Raw genomic sequence first — 18,367 nt, 5'->3', positions numbered from 1 at the left:
CGGCGCCCTCAGGGCGCCGAACGGCCGAAGAGCTGCTCGACGGCGGCGTCGATGACCATGCCGCACAGGCTGTAGATCACCGAGCCGATCAGCGCCGCGCCGAAGCCCGCGACGCGGAAGCCGTCGAGCATGCTGGCCGCGGCCCAGAACATCAGCGCGTTGATGACGAAGAGGAACAGGCCCAGCGTCAGCAGCGTAACGGGCAGGGTGAGCAGCACCAGCAGCGGCCTGACCAGCGTGTTGAGCAGCCCGAGCACGAAGGCGGCGATCAGCGCCGTGCCGAAGCCCTGCACGGTGACGCCGGGATAGAGGTTGGCCACGAGCAGCAGCGCGGCCGCCAGCAGGAACCATCTCGCGAGGATCTTCATGGGCCGCAGCATAGCGTGGCGAGAATGCCTTCCACCTATGAAAACCGCTTCTCAGCGACCCTCGTGAGGCAGTACCATCCCGCGTGCACGGCGCACCCTGCCAGACGAGGCTCGCATGAGACTTCGCGCAGCGCCGGCGTCGAGCCACATCTGACGGAGAACATCCCCATGGCAACTGCGAAGAAGACCGCCGCGAAGAAGACCGCGGCCACCAAGGCACCGGCGAAGAAGGCGGCTCCGGCCAAGAAGGCCGTCGCGCCGAAGAAGGCTGCTCCCGCCCCGGCGAAGAAGGTCGTCGCCAAGAAGGCCGCCGCGCCGGCGAAGAAGGCCGCTGCGCCGAAGAAGGCTGCCGCCAAGAAGCGCACCCCGAGCGCCGCCTTCATGAAGCCCCTGACCCCGAGCGCTGCGCTGGCTGCCGTCATCGGCGACAAGCCGCTGCCGCGCACCGAGATCACCAAGAAGGTCTGGGAGTACATCAAGAAGAACGGCCTGCAGGACAAGGCCAAGAAGACGATGATCAACGCCGACGCCAAGCTCAAGGCCATCTTCGAGAAGGCCCAGGTGTCGATGTTCGAGATGACCAAGCTGATCAGCAGCCACCTGAAGTGAACACGCGGGCGCTGCGGCGCCCCGGGTTCCAGACGAGGCCGGCGTCAGCCGGCCTTTTTCATGGCGTCGCCGCCGCCAGCGTCTGTTCGCAGAACGCGCGCATCGCGGCGTCCTCCACCTCGGCCAGCAGGGCCACCATCGCGGCGCGGTGATGCGCGGCGGCCTGGCCGTCGCCGGCCGCACGCGCCGCATGCACGGCGCACTCGTGGGCGAAGAAGCGCTCCGAAGCCTCGGCGTCGTGGGCCTCGCAGGCCGCGATGCAGGCCTCGGCATGGCGTCGCGCCTCGGCGCCGTGGCCCAGCGTCGCGTGGCACAGCGCCAGGTGATAGTCGGCGCGCTCGACGTGCATCCAGGTGCCGGCCCGCTCCCAGGCGCGGCGTTCGAGCTCGGCCATCTCGATCAGCAGCGCGTCCAGCGCCGGCTCGCGCGGGCCCAGGCGCAACGCGTGCGTCACGTTGTGCGCGGTCGCGGCATAGGCGCGGCGCGCTGCCGGGTCGGGGTGGCTCGCGGCGCGGGTCTCCAGCGGCAGCACGCGCACGCGCGGCGAGTCGTGGCGCCCGAGGCGCAGCTCGGCCTCCACCACGTCGCCGAGCAGGCCCCAGCTCACGGCCTCGGGCAGCGGCTCGGCCGGCCGGCCCTCGATCTGCGCCAGTGCCCACTCGGCACGCACGCGCATCGCGTCGAGCCTCGTGCCGGACGGCAGCGCGGCGACGAAAGCCTGCAGCAGGTCGGTCCGGCCCAGGTGGCCGAGCATCGTGTGCCGCGCCAGATGCACGGCGTCGGCGCCGTCTTCGTCGTCGGGCAGCGTCGCAGCGCGCGCGACGAGCTCCTGCGACACGTCCTGGGGCGCCACGGGGTGGCGGTCCCAGGCCGCTTCCAGCCAGTCGCGCAGCGTCTGCGGGGTGTCCATCGTGTCCATCGGCCTCCCGGGCGGATCTGGAGCACCCATGCTGGCGTCAGCGCGGCCCGGGCGCCATCCCGAGCCGCCCGGATGCGGGGCCTCGGTCCTGGCCGGTCTCGCCGTGACCCGCCGGCTTCAGCCGCCCGTGTGCCAGCGCCGCGCCGTCTCCAGCAGCGGCGCCAGGAAGCGTCCGGTGTGGCTGCCGGGATGCGCGGCGATGTCCTCGGGCGTGCCGGCGATCAGCACGCGGCCGCCGCCGGCGCCGCCTTCCGGTCCCATGTCGATGAGCCAGTCGGCGGTCTTGATGACGTCGAGGTTGTGCTCGATGACGACGATCGTGTTGCCGGCGTCGCGCAGCTGGTGCAGCACCTTCAGCAGCAGGCCGATGTCGTGGAAGTGCAGGCCGGTGGTCGGCTCGTCGAGGATGTACAGCGTGCGCCCGGTGTCGCGCTTGGACAGCTCCAGCGCCAGCTTGACGCGCTGCGCCTCGCCGCCGGACAGCGTCGTCGCCGCCTGGCCCAGGCGGATGTAGCCCAGGCCGACATCGAGCAGCGTCTGCAGCTTGCGCGCGATCGCCGGCACCGCCGAGAAGAAGCCGTGCGCCTCCTCGACCGTCATCTCCAGCACCTGGGTGATGTTGCGGCCCTTGTAGAGCACCTCCAGCGTCTCGCGGTTGTAGCGTGCGCCGTGGCAGACGTCGCAGGGCACGTAGACGTCGGGCAGGAAGTGCATCTCGACCTTGATGACGCCGTCGCCTTCGCAGGCCTCGCAGCGCCCGCCGGCGACGTTGAAGCTGAAGCGCCCGGCGCCGTAGCCGCGCTCGCGCGCCATCGGCACCTCGGCGAAGAGCTCGCGGATCGGCGTGAACAGCCCCGTGTAGGTCGCCGGGTTGGAGCGCGGCGTGCGCCCGATCGGGCTCTGGTCGACGTTGATGACCTTGTCGAAGGCCTCCAGGCCGTCGATGCGCTCGTGCTCGGCCGGCTCGGCATGCGCCTGGTAGAGCCGCTTGGCCACCGCGGTGTAGAGCGTGTCGTTGACCAGCGTGCTCTTGCCCGAGCCGCTGACGCCGGTGACGCAGGTCAGCAGCCCGACCGGGATCTCGACGTCGACGCCCTTCAGGTTGTGGCCGCGTGCGCCGACGATGCGCAGCACGCCGCGTTCGGCGTCGGCGGCGACGCGCCGCTGGGGCACCTCGATGCGCAGCGTGTGCGCGAGGTAGCGCCCGGTCAGCGACTCGGGGTCGGCCGCGACCTCGTCGGGCGTGCCCTGGGCGATGACGCGCCCGCCGTGCACGCCGGCGCCCGGGCCCATGTCGACGACGTGGTCGGCGGCGCGGATCATGTCCTCGTCGTGCTCGACGACGAGCACCGAGTTGCCGAGGTCGCGCAGGTGCTGCAGCGTGCCGATCAGGCGCTCGTTGTCGCGCTGGTGCAGGCCGATGCTGGGCTCGTCGAGCACGTACATCACGCCCGACAGGCCGCTGCCGATCTGGCTGGCCAGGCGGATGCGCTGGGCCTCGCCGCCGGACAGCGTGTCGGCGCCGCGGTCCAGGCTCAGGTATGTCAGGCCGACGTCGTTCAGGAAACGCAGCCGCGAGCGGATCTCGCGCACGATCTTGTCGGCGATCTCGGCCTTGGCGCCCTCGAGCCTCAGGCCCTCGAAGTAGGCCAGGCACTCGGCCAGCGTCGCGTGCTCGACGGCGTAGATCGGCAGGCCCCGGCGTGCGGCCTCGTCGCCGTCCGCCGCGTGGCGCAGGAAGACGTGGCGCGCCTCGCGCCGCAGCCGCGTGCCTTCGCACTGCGGGCAGGACTTGGCGGCCTGGTAGCGCACCAGGTCCTCGCGCACCGCGGCCGAGTCGGTCTCGCGGAAACGCCGCTCGAAGTTCGGGATGATCCCTTCGAAGGGGTGGCGGCGCTTGACGCTGCGCTGGCGGCCCTTGGTGCCTTCGGCGGTGTACGAGAACTCGATCTCCTCGTCGCCGGAACCGTAGAGCAGCACCTGGCGCGCCTTCGGGTCCAGGTCCTCGAACGCGGTGTCGATGTCGAAGCCGTAGTGTGCGGCCACGCTCTCCAGCAGCGAGAAGGTGTAGGCGTTGCGCCGGTCCCAGCCCTTCACGGCACCGGCGGCCAGGCTCAGCGACGGGAAGGCGACGACACGCTCGGGGTCGAACACCGTCACCTGGCCGAGGCCGTCGCAGGCCGGGCAGGCACCGACCGGCGAGTTGAACGAGAACAGCCGCGGCTCCAGCTCGGGCAGCGAGTAGCTGCACACCGGGCAGCCGAACTTGCTGCTGAACAGGTGCTCGCGGCCGCTGTCCATCTCCAGCGCGATGGCGCGGCCGTCGGCGATGCGCAGCGCCGCCTCGAAGCTCTCGGCCAGGCGCTGCTTCATGTCGGGCCGCGTCTTCAGCCGGTCGACGACGACGTCGATGTCGTGCTTCTCGGTCTTCTTCAGCGCCGGCAGCGCGTCGGCCTCGACGACGGCGCCCGGCTGGCCGTCGCTGCCGATGCGAAAGCGCACGTAGCCGCGCGCCTGCATGTCGGCGAAGAGCTCGGCGAACTCGCCCTTGCGGTCGCGCACCACCGGCGCCAGCACCATCAGCTTGGTCTCGGGCGGCAGCGCGAGCACGGCGTCGACCATCTGGCTGACGCTCTGCGCCTGCAGCGGCAGGCCGTGCTCGGGACAGTAGGGCGTGCCGGCGCGCGCGTACAGCAGGCGAAGGTAGTCGTGGATCTCGGTGATCGTGCCGACGGTCGAGCGCGGGTTGTGGCTGGTGGCCTTCTGCTCGATCGAGATCGCCGGCGACAGCCCTTCGATGACGTCGACGTCGGGCTTGTCCATCAGCTGCAGGAACTGGCGCGCGTAGGCCGACAGGCTCTCGACGTAGCGCCGCTGGCCCTCCGCGTACAGCGTGTCGAAGGCCAGGCTGGACTTGCCCGAACCCGACAGCCCGGTGATCACGACCAGCGCGTGTTTCGGGATGTCGAGGTCGACGTTCTTCAGGTTGTGCGTGCGGGCGCCGCGCACGCGCAACGCCGGGGCTTCGGCGGCGGGTGCGGGGCGGGGGCGGTGTTCGGGCATCGGCTGAGCGTGCGGCGGGCAACCGGCCATCATAGCGAGCGCCGGCGCCGCGGCGCCAGCGCCGGCCCGCCGCCTCAGAGGCGCTCGCCCGGGGCGCCGTGCAGCGGCACCTCGTCGAGTGCGACGGTGAACGCGGTGCGCTCGCCGGCCACGCTCTCGACCTCGATGCGCCCGCCCATCGCCTCGACGACACGCTTGCTGAAATACAGCCCCATGCCCGAACCGGGGATGCCCGAGCACTCGGCACCGGCGCGGCTGAAGGGCTGGAACAGCTCGGCGAGCTGCTGCTCCGACAGGCCGCGCCCGGTGTCGGCGACGGTCAGCTCGACGCTGCCGGCGAAGTGCCGCGCCGAGACCGTGATGCGGCCGCCGGTGCGGTTGTACTTGGCGGCGTTGGACAGCAGGTTCAGCAGGACTTCCTTGGTGCGCAGCGGGTCGGCCAGCACCAGCAGCGGCGGGCCGTCGCTGCAGCGGTCGTCCATCGTCAGCTGCATCTCGGCGGCCTGTGCGGCGATCATCTGCAGGCAGTCGCGCACCAGCGGGCGCAGGTCCAGCGCGACGCGCTTCAAGGCGAGCTGGCCGCTCTCGATGCCCGAGACGTTGAGCAGCTCGTTGACCAGCTCCAGCAGGTGGCGCGCGGCGTCCTCGACCATCGCCACGCGGTAGGGCTTGACCACCAGGTCGCCGGCCTCGGCCTCCAGCCGCATCAGCTGCGAGAAACCGAGGATCGCGTTCAGCGGCGTGCGCAGCTCGTGGCTGACGCGCGAGAGGAAGACGGTCTTCGCCCGGTTCGCCGACTCGGCGGCCTGCTTGGCCGCCAGCAGGCGTGCCTGCTGGTGCTCGTCGGTCGTGTCCCAGGCACAGCCGACCAGGCGCACGGTGCGCGGTGCCGGGCCGCCCTCGACGTGGGCGCGGCCGGCCAGGTGCAGCCAGCGCTCGCCGCCGGGGCCTGGTGCCAGCCGCAGCTCGATGCCGAAGGCCGTGCAGGCCTCGACCGCGTGGTGCACCGCGTCGACGAACACCGGCGCGTCCTCGGCATGCAGGCAGCCGGCCAGGGCCGCGCACAGGTCCGACGGCGCCACATCGTCGCCGAAGCCGGTCAGCTCGCGCATGCGGCCATCGAGGTAGAGCTCGCCGTGCTGCAGGTCCCAGTCCCAGACGCCGATGCCGCCGGCGTCGTTGGCCACGCTCAGGCGCTCGGTCAGCTCGCCGATCTGGCGCCGGGCCTGGGCCTGGGCGGTGATGTCCTGGAACATGCCGATGACCACCGGGCCGTCGTCGCCGAGTTCGGCATGGCCGACGACGCGCACGCGCAGCGCGCGGCCGTGGGCGTCGTGCATGTCGAGCTCGAAGTCGAACGGCGCCTGGCCCGGCTTGGCCGCGTGCAGCGCGCCGGACAGCGCGGCGTGGCCGTCGGGCGTGCACAGCTGCAGCGTGCGCTCCAGCGTCGCCGGCTCGTGTTCGGAGAGTTCGAAGACGCGGCGCAGGTGCGAGGACCAGCGCATCGTGGCGCACTCGATGTCGTACTCCCAGCCGCCGATGCGCGCCAGGCGCGCCGTGTCGGCGAGGAAGGCCTCGCGCACGCGCAGCGCCTCGGTCGTCTCGCGCAGCGCACGCACGTCCTCGATGTGCTCGGTGCGGTCGATGACGGCCATCGCGAACTGCGGCGTCTCGTCATCGCCGGGCAGCGTCGACAGATGCATCTCGCCGATGAAGCGGCGGCCGTCCTCGGCGACGAAGCCGACCTCGTCGAGCGTGATCGAGCCCAGCGCGCGGGCCTGGTGGAAGGCCGGGCGCACGCGCTGCTGGTACTGCTGCGAGTCGACCATGCGGAACAGCAGCCGCGCGCTCATCGTCTGGCGCTGCATCGCGAACAGGCGCTCGGCCTGGCCGTTGTGCTCGATCACCTCGCCGTTGAAGCTGACCAGCATCGACGCCACCGGCATGCCCAGGAACAGCGTCGTGAAGCGCGACAGCGCCTGCTCGGTGCGTTCGCGGCTCTGCTGCAGTTCGTCGGCCTGGGCGTGCAGTTCGGCCTGGTAGATGCGCAGCTCCTCGGCCAGCGTGCGCACCTTGGTGTCGTTGCGTTGCAGCGCCGCTTCGGCGGCGCCCATGTCGCCGCGCTTCAGCGCGTCCAGCAGGTCGCTGCGCAGGTCCGCGCCGTTGCTGGCCACCTGCGCGACCAGACGGTCGCGCTGGCGCACGCGTTGCCGCAGTTGGATCTCGCTCATGAGACCGCCTTGCTGCCGTCGGGCAGCGAGCCGCCGCTCAGCCGCACCCATTCGCTGATGTCGACGTGGCTGACGACGGCGCCGCCGGCGGCTTGCCCGATCGGGGCGACGTACATGAGGAACCAGCGCTGCCGGTCCGGGGCATGACAGGGATAGTGCATCTGGAACATGGGCAGGCGGCCGTCGAGGACCGCTCTGAGGCCTTCGTGCGCCCGCCGGGCGTCGGCCTCGGTCAGCGCCGACTCGGCGCAGGTGCGCAGGTAGTTGGCGCCCGGGCCGGTGCTGCGTTCGGCCGGGTCGCCGTTCTCGGTGGCGAAGCGGCGCCAGGCTTCGTTGACCAGCGTGATCGCACCGTGCGTGTCGACCACGGCGACGTGCTGCGGCAGGGAGTCGATGACGGCCTGCAGGCGCTGCGAGTCCTTCACCGAGTCGATGTTCACGAAGGTCATCACCGCGCGGCTGGCGCCCGGCGAGCGCCCCGGGTACGGCTGGATGCGCGCCAGCCACCACTGGCCGTTGCGGCTGCGCACCTCGCGTTCGGTGACGCTGCCGCGCTCCAGCGTCAGGCGCAGGTCGGCGAACAGCGACGGGTAGTCCAGCCGGTGCGCGAAGTCCTCGATCGAGCGGCCCTCGTCACCCTGGCGCAGGTGGAACAGCGGCGTCGCCTCGGGCGTGAAGCGCGTCAGGCGCAGCTCCTCGTCGACGAAGATCGTCGGGATCGCGGCCGCCTTGGAGACGTTCTCCAGGTCGGCGTTGACCGAGTTCAGGACGTCGACCTTCTCCTGGTACTCGGAGTTGACGGTGTAGAGCTCCTCGTTGACGGACTGCAGCTCCTCGTTGGTGCTCTGCAGTTCCTCGTTCGAGGCCATCAGCTCCTCGTTGGTCGCCTGCAGCTCCTCGTTGGAGGTCTCGAGCTCCTCGATCGTCGCCTGCAGGTTGTCGTGCATGACCGCGAGGTCGCGCTCGAGCTCCTCGATGCGGCGCAGGTAGCGGTCGTCGGCCGGCTCGGCGGCCGAGGCGCCGCCCGGGGCGGCCGCGCCGCTTTCGTGGTCAGGGACGTCTTCCAGCGAGAGCATCGCGAAGCCGCCGTCGTCGCTGCCGTCCAGCGGCCGGGCGACGAGCTGCACGCGGCGCCAGCCGTCGCCGTCGGGCAGGCGGATCGGCGCCGAGCGCTGCGGTGCGCCGTCGCTGGTGACGGCCTGCAGCAGCATGCTGGCCACCGGCACCAGGTCGCGCGGCAGCAGCTTCATCAGGTCCAGCGTCGCCTGGCCCTCGGTGAACTGCAGCAGATGGCGGGTGTCGCCGTAGACGCGCATCAGCTGGCGCGCTTCGCTGACGACGACCGATGGCGGCGCGTAGTGCTGCATCAGCAGCGCCAGCGCGCCGTCGTTGCCCGGGCGCGGCATCATCGGCGGCAGCGTGCCGCCGCGCCGCACGGTCTCGCCCAGGCGGCTCTGGTGCAGGCCGCGCATGTCGATCGTCGCCACCGAGCGGTCGCGGCGCAGCAGGCGATAGACCTTGCTGCGCGACTTCAGCGCCTGGAAGTCGCGGTGCAGGTCGCCGAGCGACTCGCTCGGGCCGAGCATCAGGTGCGCGCCCGGTGCCATCGCGTACTGCAGGCGGCGCAGCGCGCTCTCCTGCGCCGGCGGCTCCATGTAGATCAGCGCGTTGCGGCAGCTGACCAGGTTCATGCGCGTGAACGGCGGGTCGGCGATGACGTTGTGGCGCGCGAAGATGATCATCTGGCGCAGCTCGGGCTGCACCTGGTAGCGGCCCTGGCGCTCGATGAAGAACTGCGCCAGGCGCTCCGGCGAGATCTCGGCGGCGATCGTCTCCGGGTACAGGCCGGCGGCGGCGTGGTCCAGGTACTGCTGCTCGACGTCGGTGGCGAAGATCTTCACCGGCCGCGTGCGTCCGGCCTTGCGGAAGGCCTCGGCGAACAGGATCGCGATCGAGTACGCCTCCTCGCCGGTGGCGCAGCACGAGACCCAGGCGCGGATGCCCTCGTGGCCGGCGCGCGTGACGAGGTCGGGGATCACCTGCTCGGCCAGCAGGTCGTAGACCTCGGCGTCGCGGAAGAAGCGTGTCACCGGGATCAGCAGCTCGCGGCGCAGCAGCACCTGCTCGTCGGGCGAGCCGGCCAGGCGCTCTCGGTACTCGACGAGCGACGGGCAGTGCAGCACCTGCATGCGGCGTTCGATGCGGCGCAGCACCGTCGTCGGCTTGTACTGGCGGAAGTCGATGCCGCTGGAGTGCAGCAGGATCTCGTGGATCGTGTCCAGCGGCTGGGCGACCGCCGGCGCGTGCGGCGACAGGTGGCGCGTGCCTTCGGCGCGCGGCGTCACGAGCTGCGTCGTCAGCTGCGCGGCCAGCGCCTCGGCGCTGCCCATGAAGTCGTATTGCGCGGCGTGGCTGGCCGACAGCGGCATGCCGTCGAACTTGGCGGTGGCTGGGTCTTGCACGTAGAAAACACCGCCGGCGGCATTGATCTCCTGCACGCCGCGCGATCCGTCCGAGCCGGTGCCCGAGAGCACGACGGCGATCGCCCGGTCGGCGAACTGCTCGGCCAGGCTGCTGAAGAAGGTGTCGATGGGCAGCGTCAGCCCGTGTTCGGGCTTGGGTGCGAGCTGCAGCCGGTCGCCGGCCACGCGCATCATCTTGCCCGGCGGGATCAGGTGCACGCGGTTGGGTGCCAGCGCCATGTCGTGCTCGGCCACGCACACCGGCATCTCGGTGTAGCGGCCCAGCAGGTCGGCCATCATGCTCTTGTGGTCCGGCGACAGGTGCTGGATCACGACGAAGGCGGCGCCGGTGTCCGGCGGCAGCGCCTTGAAGACGCGGGCCAGCGCGTCGAGCCCGCCGGCGGAAGCGCCGATGGCGACGACGCGCCCGGCGAAGAAGCCCGCGTGTTCGGGCAGCAGCGGTTCGGCGGCATCTGCCGCGGTCAGCACCGGCGTGTGCTCTTGGGTGTTTCCCGCCACCTTTACCCCGCCCTCCCGGGTCTCCCCGCTTGCCGGGGTCCGGTCGAGATGGTCCCCCTGATGCATGAGTATCGTTTCAGGCGACCTGTCTGGATAGACGCAGATCAAGCGTCCTGGCGCAGCACGCGCAGGATTTCCTCGCCGTAGGCCTCGAGCTTCTTCGTGCCGACACCGCTGATCGTGGCCAGTTCGTCGAGCGAAGCCGGGCGTTCGCGTGCCATCTCCGCCAGCGTGGCGTCGTGGAAGACGACGTAGGCCGGCACGTTGTGCTCGCGCGCGACCTCGCCGCGCCAGGCCTTCAGCGCCGTGAAGCGTGCGGTGGCGGCCTCGTCCAGCGGCAGCGGCGGCGGCTTGTCGGCGCTGGCGCGCGTGCGCGTGGTGCGGCCGCGCCGCGGCGTCTCGGCCGGCACGCGCAGCAGCAGCTGCACTTCGCCGCGCAGCACCTCGCGCGCGCTGGCGGTCAGCTCCAGCGTGTTGAACTCGCCTTCGGTGCGCAGATGGCCCAGCGCGATCAGCTGGCGCAGCACGCCGCGCCACTGCGTCTCGGCGACGTCGGCGCCGATGCCGAAGGTCGACAGTGTCTCGTGGCCGTACTGCGCGACCTTGTCGGTCTGCTTGCCGCGCAGCACGTCGACGAGATGGCCGGCGCCGAAACGCTGGCCGCCTTGCTGGCGGAAGCGGTAGACGCAGGACAGCGCCTTGCGCGCCGCTTCGGTGGCGTCCCAGGTGGCCGGCGGCGCCAGGCAGTTGTCGCAGTTGCCGCAACGCAGCCTGGGCACCGCGCCGGCGTGCTCGTCGCCTTCGCCATAACGCTCGCCGAAATAGCCGAGCAGGCGCACGCGGCGGCAGTCATGCGCCTCGGCCAGCGCCAGCAGCGCGTCGAGCTTGCCGCGCTGCAGGTGCTTGAACTCCTCGTCGGCCTCGCCGTCGTCGATCATGCGGCGCTGGTTGACGACGTCGGCCAGGCCGTAGGTCATCCAGGCGTCGGCGGGCAGGCCGTCGCGGCCGGCGCGGCCGGTCTCCTGGTAGTAGGCCTCGATGTTCTTCGGCAGGTCGAGGTGGGCGACGAAACGCACGTCGGGCTTGTCGATGCCCATGCCGAAGGCGATCGTCGCGACCATCACCAGGCCGTCCTCGCGCAGGAAGCGGTCCTGGTGACGGCGGCGCGTCTCGGCGTCCAGGCCGGCGTGATACGGCAGCGCCGGGATGCCTTCGTCGCTGAGCCAGGCGGCCGTGTCCTCGACCTTCTTGCGGCTCTGGCAGTAGACGATGCCGGCGTCGCCCTCGTGCTCGTCGCGCAGGAAACGCAGCAGCTGGCGTTTGGGTTCGTCCTTCTCGACGATCGTGTAGCGGATGTTCGGCCGGTCGAAGCTGGAGACGAAGCGGCGCGCGTCCTCCAGCTTCAGCCGTGCGACGATGTCCTCGCGCGTGTGGGCGTCGGCGGTGGCCGTCAGCGCCATGCGCGGCACCTGCGGGAAACGCTCGTGCAGCGCCGACAGGCCCAGGTATTCCTCGCGGAAGTCGTGGCCCCACTGGCTGACGCAGTGCGCCTCGTCGATCGCGAACAGCGCCAGCCGGTCGCGTTCGGCCAGCGACTCCAGCATCGCCAGGAAACGCGGCGTCAGGATGCGCTCGGGCGCGGCGTACAGCAGCACCAGGCGGCCGGCGAGCAGCTCGCGCTCGATGCGCCGCGCCTCGTCGCCGTCGAGCGTGCTGTTCAGGAAGGCGGCCGGCACGCCGACCTCGTCGAGCGCGCCGACCTGGTCGTGCATCAGCGCGATCAAAGGCGAGACGACGACGGTGACACCCTGGCCGGCACGGTGGCGCAGGATCGCCGGCACCTGGTAGCACAGGCTCTTGCCGCCGCCGGTGGGCATCAGCACCAGGGCGTCGCCGCCGGCGGCCACGTGCTCGACGATCTCGCGCTGGCGGCCGCGGAAGGCGGTGTAGCCGAACACCTCGTGCAGCACCTGCTGCGCGGCGTCGGCCTCGACGGGGGCGGGACTCATGGAGGGGCAGGATGGTACGCGAGCCGTGCCGCGGCATCGGCGCGCCCTCGCGAGGGGGATGTTCCCACCGGGAGGGGTGATGCGCCGAACCGGGCCCCGGCGGGCGGGGCGGCCGGTATCATCGGCGCCCAGTGCCGGCCTTCGCGCCGGCGTCCGTGTTTCCCCTCTCGTCTTCGCCCACCCCAGGAGGGCATCCCCCATGGCCTCGGTCAACAAAGTCATCCTCGTCGGCAACCTCGGCCGCGACCCCGAAGTGCGCTACGCCCCCAGCGGCTCGGCGATCTGCAACGTCACCATCGCCACCAGCCGCCAGTGGAAGGACAAGACCAGCGGCGAGCGCCAGGAAGAGACCGAGTGGCACCGCGTGGTGTTCTACGACCGCCTGGCAGAGATCGCCGGTGAATACCTGAAGAAGGGCCGCCCGGTCTACGTCGAAGGCCGCCTGAAGACCCGCAAGTGGACCGACAAGGACGGCGTCGAGAAGTACACGACCGAAATCATCGCGATGGAGATGCAGCTGCTCGGCGGCCGTGAAGGCGGCAGCGGTGGTGGCGGCGACTACGGCGGTGGCGACGACATGGGCGCCGCACCGGCGCGCCGCGCCCCGGCACCGCGCCCGCAGGCCCCCGCGCCGCGTGCCCCGGCGCCGCAGAAGTCGAGCACCGGCTTCGACGACATGGACGACGACATTCCGTTCTGAGTCAGCTGAGATCACGGCCCGCCACCTTCGGGTGCGCGGGCCGTTTCTATTTCCGGGCCTCTTTCGATGGATGAACTGCCGCTGGCCGCCGTGCTGGCCGAGATCGCGAGCGCGCGTGCCGCCCGCCCCGGGCTGGACTGGGCGGCGTTCGACCGCTGCGCGCCGGTCACGGCGGCACACGGCCGGCGCTCCAGCTTCCCCTGGCATCTGACGGCCAGCGTCTTCGTCGTCGATGCCGCCGGCCGGCGCACCTTGCTCGTCGAGCACCCGACGCTGGGCCGGCTGCTTCAGCCCGGCGGCCACCTCGAAGCCGGCGAGACGCTGCGCCAGGCCGCTGCGCGCGAGCTGCGCGAGGAATGCGGCGCCGCGATCGCCGGCGTCGCCGTGCTGGACGAAACGGCCATCGACGTCGACCTGCACGCCATCCCCGCCAACCCGCGCAAGGGTGAGCCGGAGCACTGGCACCTGGACTTCTGCTTCATCGCCCGCCTGAGCGCCGACGTGCCGGCCGACGGCGAGTTGCCGACACGCTGGCTGGCGCTGGACGCCGAGCCGGTGCGGGCCCATGCCCGGCTGGCGCGCATCGCCACGGGCCTGTCCCTGGATCAAGCTCCTGCATACCGCCGGGGGTAGATTGAGGCCTCCACTCCAGGAGGCGACGATGTTCCCGACCCGCACTGCCTTCGTGTTCGCCGCCGCGGCGCTGGCTGCCGCGGCCGTCTGCGCGCAGACCCCGGCGCCGGCCGCGCCGGCCAGCGCACCCGCTGCCGGCATGGGCCCCGGAATGGGCCCGGGCCCGGGCGGCGGCATGGGCCGGGGGTGGTCGCGGCCCGGGCGCGGGGCGTTGGGGCCCGGGCGTGACACCCGGCTGGGCGCTGATGACGCCCGAGGAACGTGCCGCGCACCAGACGAAGATGCGGTCGATGACGACGCGCGCCGACTGCCGCGCCTACGTCGAGCAGCACCACGCCGACATGGCCGCACGCGCCAAGGAGCGCGGTGTTGCGGTGCCGGCGATGCCGCGCCGCGATCCCTGCGCCGGCCTGCCCGGCTGACGGCCCGTTCCGCGCGACTTCCGACACGTTGCCGCGGGCTTCGTGGGTGCCGATTTGATACCCTGTGGGGTATGAATTATGATGCGGCCATGAACCCCGTCGCCCGCGCCTTCGTCCGCAGCGCCCTGCTGCCGGCCCTGCTCGCCGGCCTGGCCGCCGCCTCCGTGTCCGCCGCGCCGCCGGCGGTGCCGGTGGTCGTCGTCGGCCCGGCCGCCGCGGCTGGTGGTTTCGAGATCGACGCCAGCCTGCAGGCGCTGCGCCAGAGCACGCTCGGCGCCCAGGTCTCGGGCAACGTGCTGCAGCTGGCGGTGAAGGCCGGCGACCGCGTCAAGGCCGGCCAGTTGATTGCACGCATCGACGAACGCGACGCCCAGGCCGGCTTGCTGCGCAGCGAAGCCGGCGTCGCCCAGGCCGACGCCGAGTGGCGCAACGCCTCGCTGCAGCTGCAGCGCACGCGTGATCTGCGTGGCCAGGGCTTCGTCAGCCAGGCTGCGCTCGACGTCGCCGAGACCCAGGCCCGCGCCGCGCAGGCCGGCCTGGAACAGGCGCGCGCCGCGCGCACCCAGGCGGCGCTGGCGCGTGGTTTCACCGCCGTCGTTGCGCCGTTCGACGCCGTCGTTCAGGCCACGCACGTCGAGGCCGGCGACCTGGCCAGCGCCGGGCGTGCGATCGCCACCGTCTACGCGCCGGGCGCGCTGCGCGCCGTCGTGCAGCTGCCGGCCTCGCGTTCGGCGGCGGCGCGTGCGGCGGCCGGCATCGAGGTCGTGCTGCCCGACGGCCGACGTGTCGCGCCGGTCGCCAAGACCGAGCTGCCGGCCACCGACGCCGTCTCGCAGACCGTCGAATGGCGGCTGGACCTGCCGCCGACGGCGACGCCCGGCCTCGCGCCCGGCCAGAACGTGCGCGTGCGTTTCGCCGGCGTCTCCGGCGCCGCCGCCCCCGCAGGCCGGCTGGCGGTGCCGGCGGCAGCGCTGCTGCGCCGCGGCGAACTGAGCGCGGTCTACGTGCAGCGCGGCGAAGGTTTCGTGCTGCAGGCCGTGCGTGCCGGCGCGACGGCCGGCGACACGGTCGAGATCCTCGCCGGCCTGAAGGGCGGTGAACGGGTCGCCGCCGACGCCGTGCGCGCCGGCCTGGCCGGCGCGGTGGCCGCCAAGTGAGCGAGCCCGCCGTGAGCGACAGCGCCCCGCTGGGCATCGCCGGCCGCCTGGCGCGCGCCTTCCAGGCCAACGCGATCACGCCGCTGCTGGCGCTGGTGGCGCTGCTGCTGGGCCTGTTCGCCGTGCTGGTGACGCCGCGCGAGGAGGAGCCGCAGATCAACGTCACGATGGCCAACGTGCTGATCCCGTTCCCGGGCGCCTCGTCGGCCGACGTGCAGAACATGGTCGCGCGCCCGGCCGAACAGGTGCTGGGCCAGATCGCCGGCATCGAGCACACGTACTCGGTCTCGCGCCCCGGGATGGCGGTGCTGACGGTGCAGTTCGAGGTCGGCGTGCCCCGCACCGAGGCCCTGGTGCGGCTGTACGACGTGCTCGACGCCAACCAGGACTGGCTGCCCGCCGGCCTGGGCACGCTGCCCCCGATCGTCAAGCCCAAGGGCATCGACGACGTGCCGGTGCTGGCGCTGACGCTGTGGAGCCGCGACGACCGCGCCGCCGCTGACCTGGAGCGTGTCGCGCACGCGTTGGAGGCCGAACTCAAGCGTGTGCCCGGCGCACGCGAGGTGCAGACGATCGGCGGCCCGGGCCGCGTCGTCCAGGTGACGCTGCAGCCGGCGCGGCTGCGCGAACGCGGTGTCGACCTGCTGCGCCTGAAGCAGACGCTGGCCGCCGCCAATCAGGGCATGCCGGCCGGCAGCGTGATCGACGAACGCGGCGGCGCGCTGACGGTCGAGACCGGCGAGTTCCTGCGTTCGGCCGCCGAGGTCGGCGAACTCGTCGTCGGCACGCACGGCGGGCGCCCGGTCTATCTGCGCGAGGTGGCCGAGGTCGCCGACGGCGCGGCCCAGCCCTCGCGCTACGTCTGGTTCACGCCCGGCGGTGCCGGCGAGACCGGCGCGAGCGGCGCCAGCGGCGCCGCGGGCGGCCACCCGGCGGTGACGCTGACGCTGACGAAGAAACCCGGCACCAACGCGGTGGACGTCGCGCGCGCGGCGCGCGAACGTGTCGACGCCTTGCGCAACGGCCTGCTGCCCGACGGCATCGAGGCGACGGTGACACGCGACTACGGCGCCACCGCCGCCGAGAAGGCGAACAAGCTGATCAGCAAGCTCGTCTTCGCCACCGGCTCGGTGATCCTGCTCGTCGGCCTGGCGCTGGGCCGGCGCGAGGCGGTGATCGTCGGCGCCGCCGTCGTGCTGACGCTGGCGGCGACGCTGTTCGCGAGCTGGGCCTGGGGCTTCACGCTGAACCGCGTGTCGCTGTTCGCGCTGATCTTCTCGATCGGCATCCTCGTCGACGACGCCATCGTCGTCGTCGAGAACATCCACCGCCACCAGCGGCTGGAGCCCGGCCGGCCGCTGCGCGACATCATCCCCGCCGCGGTCGACGAGGTCGGCGGGCCGACGATCCTGGCGACGATGACGGTCATCGCGGCGCTGCTGCCGATGGCTTTCGTCAGCGGGCTGATGGGCCCGTACATGAGCCCGATCCCGATCAACTCCAGCCTGGGCATGGCGATCTCGCTGGCGATCGCCTTCACGGTCACGCCGTGGCTGGCGCTGAAGCTGATGAAGCCGCACGGCGCCGCGGCGCACGGCGGCCGCGCCGAGGCGCTGGCCGGGCGGCTGCAGGGCTTCTTCGCGCGGCTGCTGCAGCCGCTGCTGGACAGCGCGCGCAAGCGCTGGCTGCTGCTGGCCGGCATCGTCGCCGCGCTCGTGCTGTCGGTCGGCCTGGCCGCCGTGCAGTGGGTGGTGCTGAAGATGCTGCCCTTCGACAACAAGAGCGAGTTCGCGCTCGTCGTCGACATGCCGGCCGGCACGCCGCTGGAAGACACCGCGGCGACGCTGCACGAGCTCGGCGCCTACCTCGCCGCCCAGCCCGAGGTGCGCGACCTGCAGGGTTACGCCGGCACCGCCAGCCCGATCACCTTCAACGGCCTGGTGCGCCAGTACTACCAACGTGCCGACGCCGAGCAGGGCGAGCTGCAGGTCAATCTGGTCGACAAGTCCGAGCGCCACGAGCAGAGCCACGCGATCGCCCAGCGCCTGCGCCCGGAGCTGCAAAAGATCGCCGCGCGCCGCGGCGCCAAGCTGAAACTCGTCGAGGTGCCGCCCGGCCCGCCGGTGATGAGCCCGATCGTCGCCGAGGTCTACGGCCCCGACGAGGCCGGCCGCCAGCAGCTCGCCGCGCGGCTGGAGCAGGCCTTCCACGCGACGCCCGACGTCACGTCGATCGACAGCTCGTTGCACGCCGACGCGCCGCGCGCCTTCCTCCGTGTGAACCGCCAGCGCGCCGAGACGCTGGGCATCGCGGTGGCCGACATCGCCGCCACGGTGCAGGGCGCGCTGTCGGGCGCCGACGCCGCCTGGCTGCACGACGGCCAGTCCAAGTACCCGGTGCCGGTGCGGCTGCAGCTGCCGCGCGAGGCCCAGGTCGGCCTGGATGCGCTGCTGGCGTTGCCGCTGCGCAGCGCCCCGGGTGCGCTGGTGCCGCTGTCAGAACTGGTGCGTGTCGAACGCGGCGTCGTCGACAAGCCGCTCTACACCAAGGACCTGCAGGGCGTCAGCTACGTCTACGGTGACGTCGGCGCCGGTGGCGCGACACCCGACTCGCCGCTGTACGGCCTGTTCGGCATCCGCTCGCGGCTGGCCGACGCGGCGCTGCCGAACGCCGGCCCGCTGGGCGAGTACTGGATCCGCCAGCCCGCCAACCCCTACGCCGAGTACGCGCTGAAGTGGGACGGCGAGTGGCAGATCACCTACGAGACCTTCCGCGACATGGGCGCGGCCTACGGCGTCGGGCTGATCCTGATCTACCTGCTGGTCGTCGCCCAGTTCCGCAGCTACCTCGCGCCGCTGGTGATCATGGCGCCGATCCCGCTGACGATCATCGGCGTGATGCCCGGCCACGCGCTGCTGGGCATGCAGTTCACCGCCACCTCGATGATCGGGATGATCGCGCTGGCCGGGATCATCGTGCGCAACTCGATCCTGCTCGTCGACTTCATCGAGCTGCAGGCCGCACGCGGCGTGCCGTTCAAGCAGGCGGTGGTCGACGCCGCCGCGGTGCGCGCTCAGCCGATCGCGCTGACCGGCCTGGCGGCGATGACCGGCGCGCTCTTCATCCTCGACGACCCGATCTTCAACGGCCTCGCGATCTCGCTGCTGTTCGGCATCGCCGTGTCCACGCTGCTGACGCTGGTCGTGATCCCGGTCCTGTACTACGCGCTGTTCCGCCGGCGCCACGAGACCCCACCCGCAACCGAAGGAGCCTGA

Annotated in this window: 12 protein-coding genes; 6 read left to right on the top strand and 6 right to left on the bottom strand. The window is 72.1% G+C overall.

Annotated features, from left to right (window positions below):
* Positions 1–8: 8 nt before the first annotated feature.
* Positions 9–368, bottom strand: a complete 360-nt coding sequence (locus RBXJA2T_RS13250; protein ID WP_029718878.1) for a phage holin family protein — start codon at positions 366–368, stop codon at positions 9–11.
* Between the two features lie 168 nt (positions 369–536).
* On the opposite strand from RBXJA2T_RS13250, the gene RBXJA2T_RS13245 reads away from it, so the two are divergent.
* Positions 537–977 (top strand): SWIB/MDM2 domain-containing protein, encoded by a 441-nt coding sequence (locus RBXJA2T_RS13245; RefSeq protein WP_009857898.1) that lies wholly within the window; start codon positions 537–539, stop codon positions 975–977.
* A 58-nt stretch (positions 978–1,035) separates the two neighbouring features.
* Here RBXJA2T_RS13245 and RBXJA2T_RS13240 read toward each other — a convergent pair whose 3' ends face one another.
* From RBXJA2T_RS13240 to recQ, 5 genes are all read right to left on the bottom strand, one after another.
* Entirely contained in the window at positions 1,036–1,887 is an 852-nt protein-coding gene (locus RBXJA2T_RS13240; protein ID WP_138938871.1) for a hypothetical protein, read from the bottom strand.
* 126 nt (positions 1,888–2,013) lie between these two features.
* Positions 2,014–4,959 (bottom strand): excinuclease ABC subunit UvrA, encoded by a 2,946-nt coding sequence (gene uvrA / locus RBXJA2T_RS13235; RefSeq protein WP_050801770.1) that lies wholly within the window; start codon positions 4,957–4,959, stop codon positions 2,014–2,016.
* A gap of 74 nt (positions 4,960–5,033) precedes the next feature.
* On the bottom strand, positions 5,034–7,190 hold the full coding sequence (locus RBXJA2T_RS13230) for a sensor histidine kinase (RefSeq protein ID WP_009857895.1): 2,157 nt from the start codon (positions 7,188–7,190) through the stop codon (positions 5,034–5,036).
* Positions 7,187–10,141 (bottom strand): chemotaxis protein CheB, encoded by a 2,955-nt coding sequence (locus tag RBXJA2T_RS13225; RefSeq protein WP_009857894.1) that lies wholly within the window; start codon positions 10,139–10,141, stop codon positions 7,187–7,189. The genes RBXJA2T_RS13230 and RBXJA2T_RS13225 overlap by 4 nt, the downstream gene beginning before the upstream one ends.
* Positions 10,142–10,275: 134 nt before the next feature.
* A complete protein-coding gene (gene recQ, locus RBXJA2T_RS13220) occupies positions 10,276–12,180 on the bottom strand; it encodes a DNA helicase RecQ (protein ID WP_009857893.1) in 1,905 nt (634 codons plus the stop codon).
* Positions 12,181–12,379: 199 nt separating this feature from the next.
* Between recQ and ssb the strand changes: the two genes are divergently transcribed.
* The 5 genes from ssb (at position 12,380) to RBXJA2T_RS13195 (ending at position 18,367) form a co-directional block, all read left to right on the top strand.
* Positions 12,380–12,880: a single-stranded DNA-binding protein gene (ssb, locus tag RBXJA2T_RS13215; protein ID WP_009857892.1), complete on the top strand. Its 501-nt coding sequence runs from the start codon at positions 12,380–12,382 to the stop codon at positions 12,878–12,880.
* A 66-nt stretch (positions 12,881–12,946) separates the two neighbouring features.
* The gene (locus RBXJA2T_RS13210; RefSeq protein ID WP_009857891.1) at positions 12,947–13,513 is read left to right on the top strand and encodes an NUDIX hydrolase; all 567 of its coding nucleotides are present in this window, start codon (positions 12,947–12,949) and stop codon (positions 13,511–13,513) included.
* A gap of 224 nt (positions 13,514–13,737) precedes the next feature.
* On the top strand, positions 13,738–13,935 hold the full coding sequence (locus RBXJA2T_RS20175) for a hypothetical protein (RefSeq protein WP_138938870.1): 198 nt from the start codon (positions 13,738–13,740) through the stop codon (positions 13,933–13,935).
* Positions 13,936–14,024: 89 nt separating this feature from the next.
* The gene (locus RBXJA2T_RS13200) at positions 14,025–15,092 is read left to right on the top strand and encodes an efflux RND transporter periplasmic adaptor subunit (RefSeq protein ID WP_009857889.1); all 1,068 of its coding nucleotides are present in this window, start codon (positions 14,025–14,027) and stop codon (positions 15,090–15,092) included.
* Between the two features lie 11 nt (positions 15,093–15,103).
* Positions 15,104–18,367, top strand: a complete 3,264-nt coding sequence (locus RBXJA2T_RS13195; RefSeq protein ID WP_237704890.1) for an efflux RND transporter permease subunit — start codon at positions 15,104–15,106, stop codon at positions 18,365–18,367.

Origin of the sequence: Rubrivivax benzoatilyticus JA2 = ATCC BAA-35, assembly GCF_000190375.1 — a bacterium.
Lineage (GTDB): Bacteria > Pseudomonadota > Gammaproteobacteria > Burkholderiales > Burkholderiaceae_C > Rubrivivax > Rubrivivax benzoatilyticus.
This window is presented reverse-complemented; position numbering and strand designations above follow the sequence as displayed.

What these genes read in the sequence shown, in the direction of transcription:
- RBXJA2T_RS13240 (WP_138938871.1), bottom strand. Translation starts at nt 1,887, where the DNA reads ATGGACACCCCGCAGACGCTGCGCGACTGGCTGGAAGCGGCCTGGGAC.
- uvrA (WP_050801770.1), bottom strand. Translation starts at nt 4,959, where the DNA reads ATGCCCGAACACCGCCCCCGCCCCGCACCCGCCGCCGAAGCCCCGGCG.
- recQ (WP_009857893.1), bottom strand. Translation starts at nt 12,180, where the DNA reads ATGAGTCCCGCCCCCGTCGAGGCCGACGCCGCGCAGCAGGTGCTGCAC.
- RBXJA2T_RS13200 (WP_009857889.1), top strand. Translation starts at nt 14,025, where the DNA reads ATGAACCCCGTCGCCCGCGCCTTCGTCCGCAGCGCCCTGCTGCCGGCC.
- RBXJA2T_RS13230 (WP_009857895.1), bottom strand. Translation starts at nt 7,190, where the DNA reads ATGAGCGAGATCCAACTGCGGCAACGCGTGCGCCAGCGCGACCGTCTG.
- ssb (WP_009857892.1), top strand. Translation starts at nt 12,380, where the DNA reads ATGGCCTCGGTCAACAAAGTCATCCTCGTCGGCAACCTCGGCCGCGAC.
- RBXJA2T_RS13250 (WP_029718878.1), bottom strand. Translation starts at nt 368, where the DNA reads ATGAAGATCCTCGCGAGATGGTTCCTGCTGGCGGCCGCGCTGCTGCTC.
- RBXJA2T_RS13245 (WP_009857898.1), top strand. Translation starts at nt 537, where the DNA reads ATGGCAACTGCGAAGAAGACCGCCGCGAAGAAGACCGCGGCCACCAAG.
- RBXJA2T_RS13210 (WP_009857891.1), top strand. Translation starts at nt 12,947, where the DNA reads ATGGATGAACTGCCGCTGGCCGCCGTGCTGGCCGAGATCGCGAGCGCG.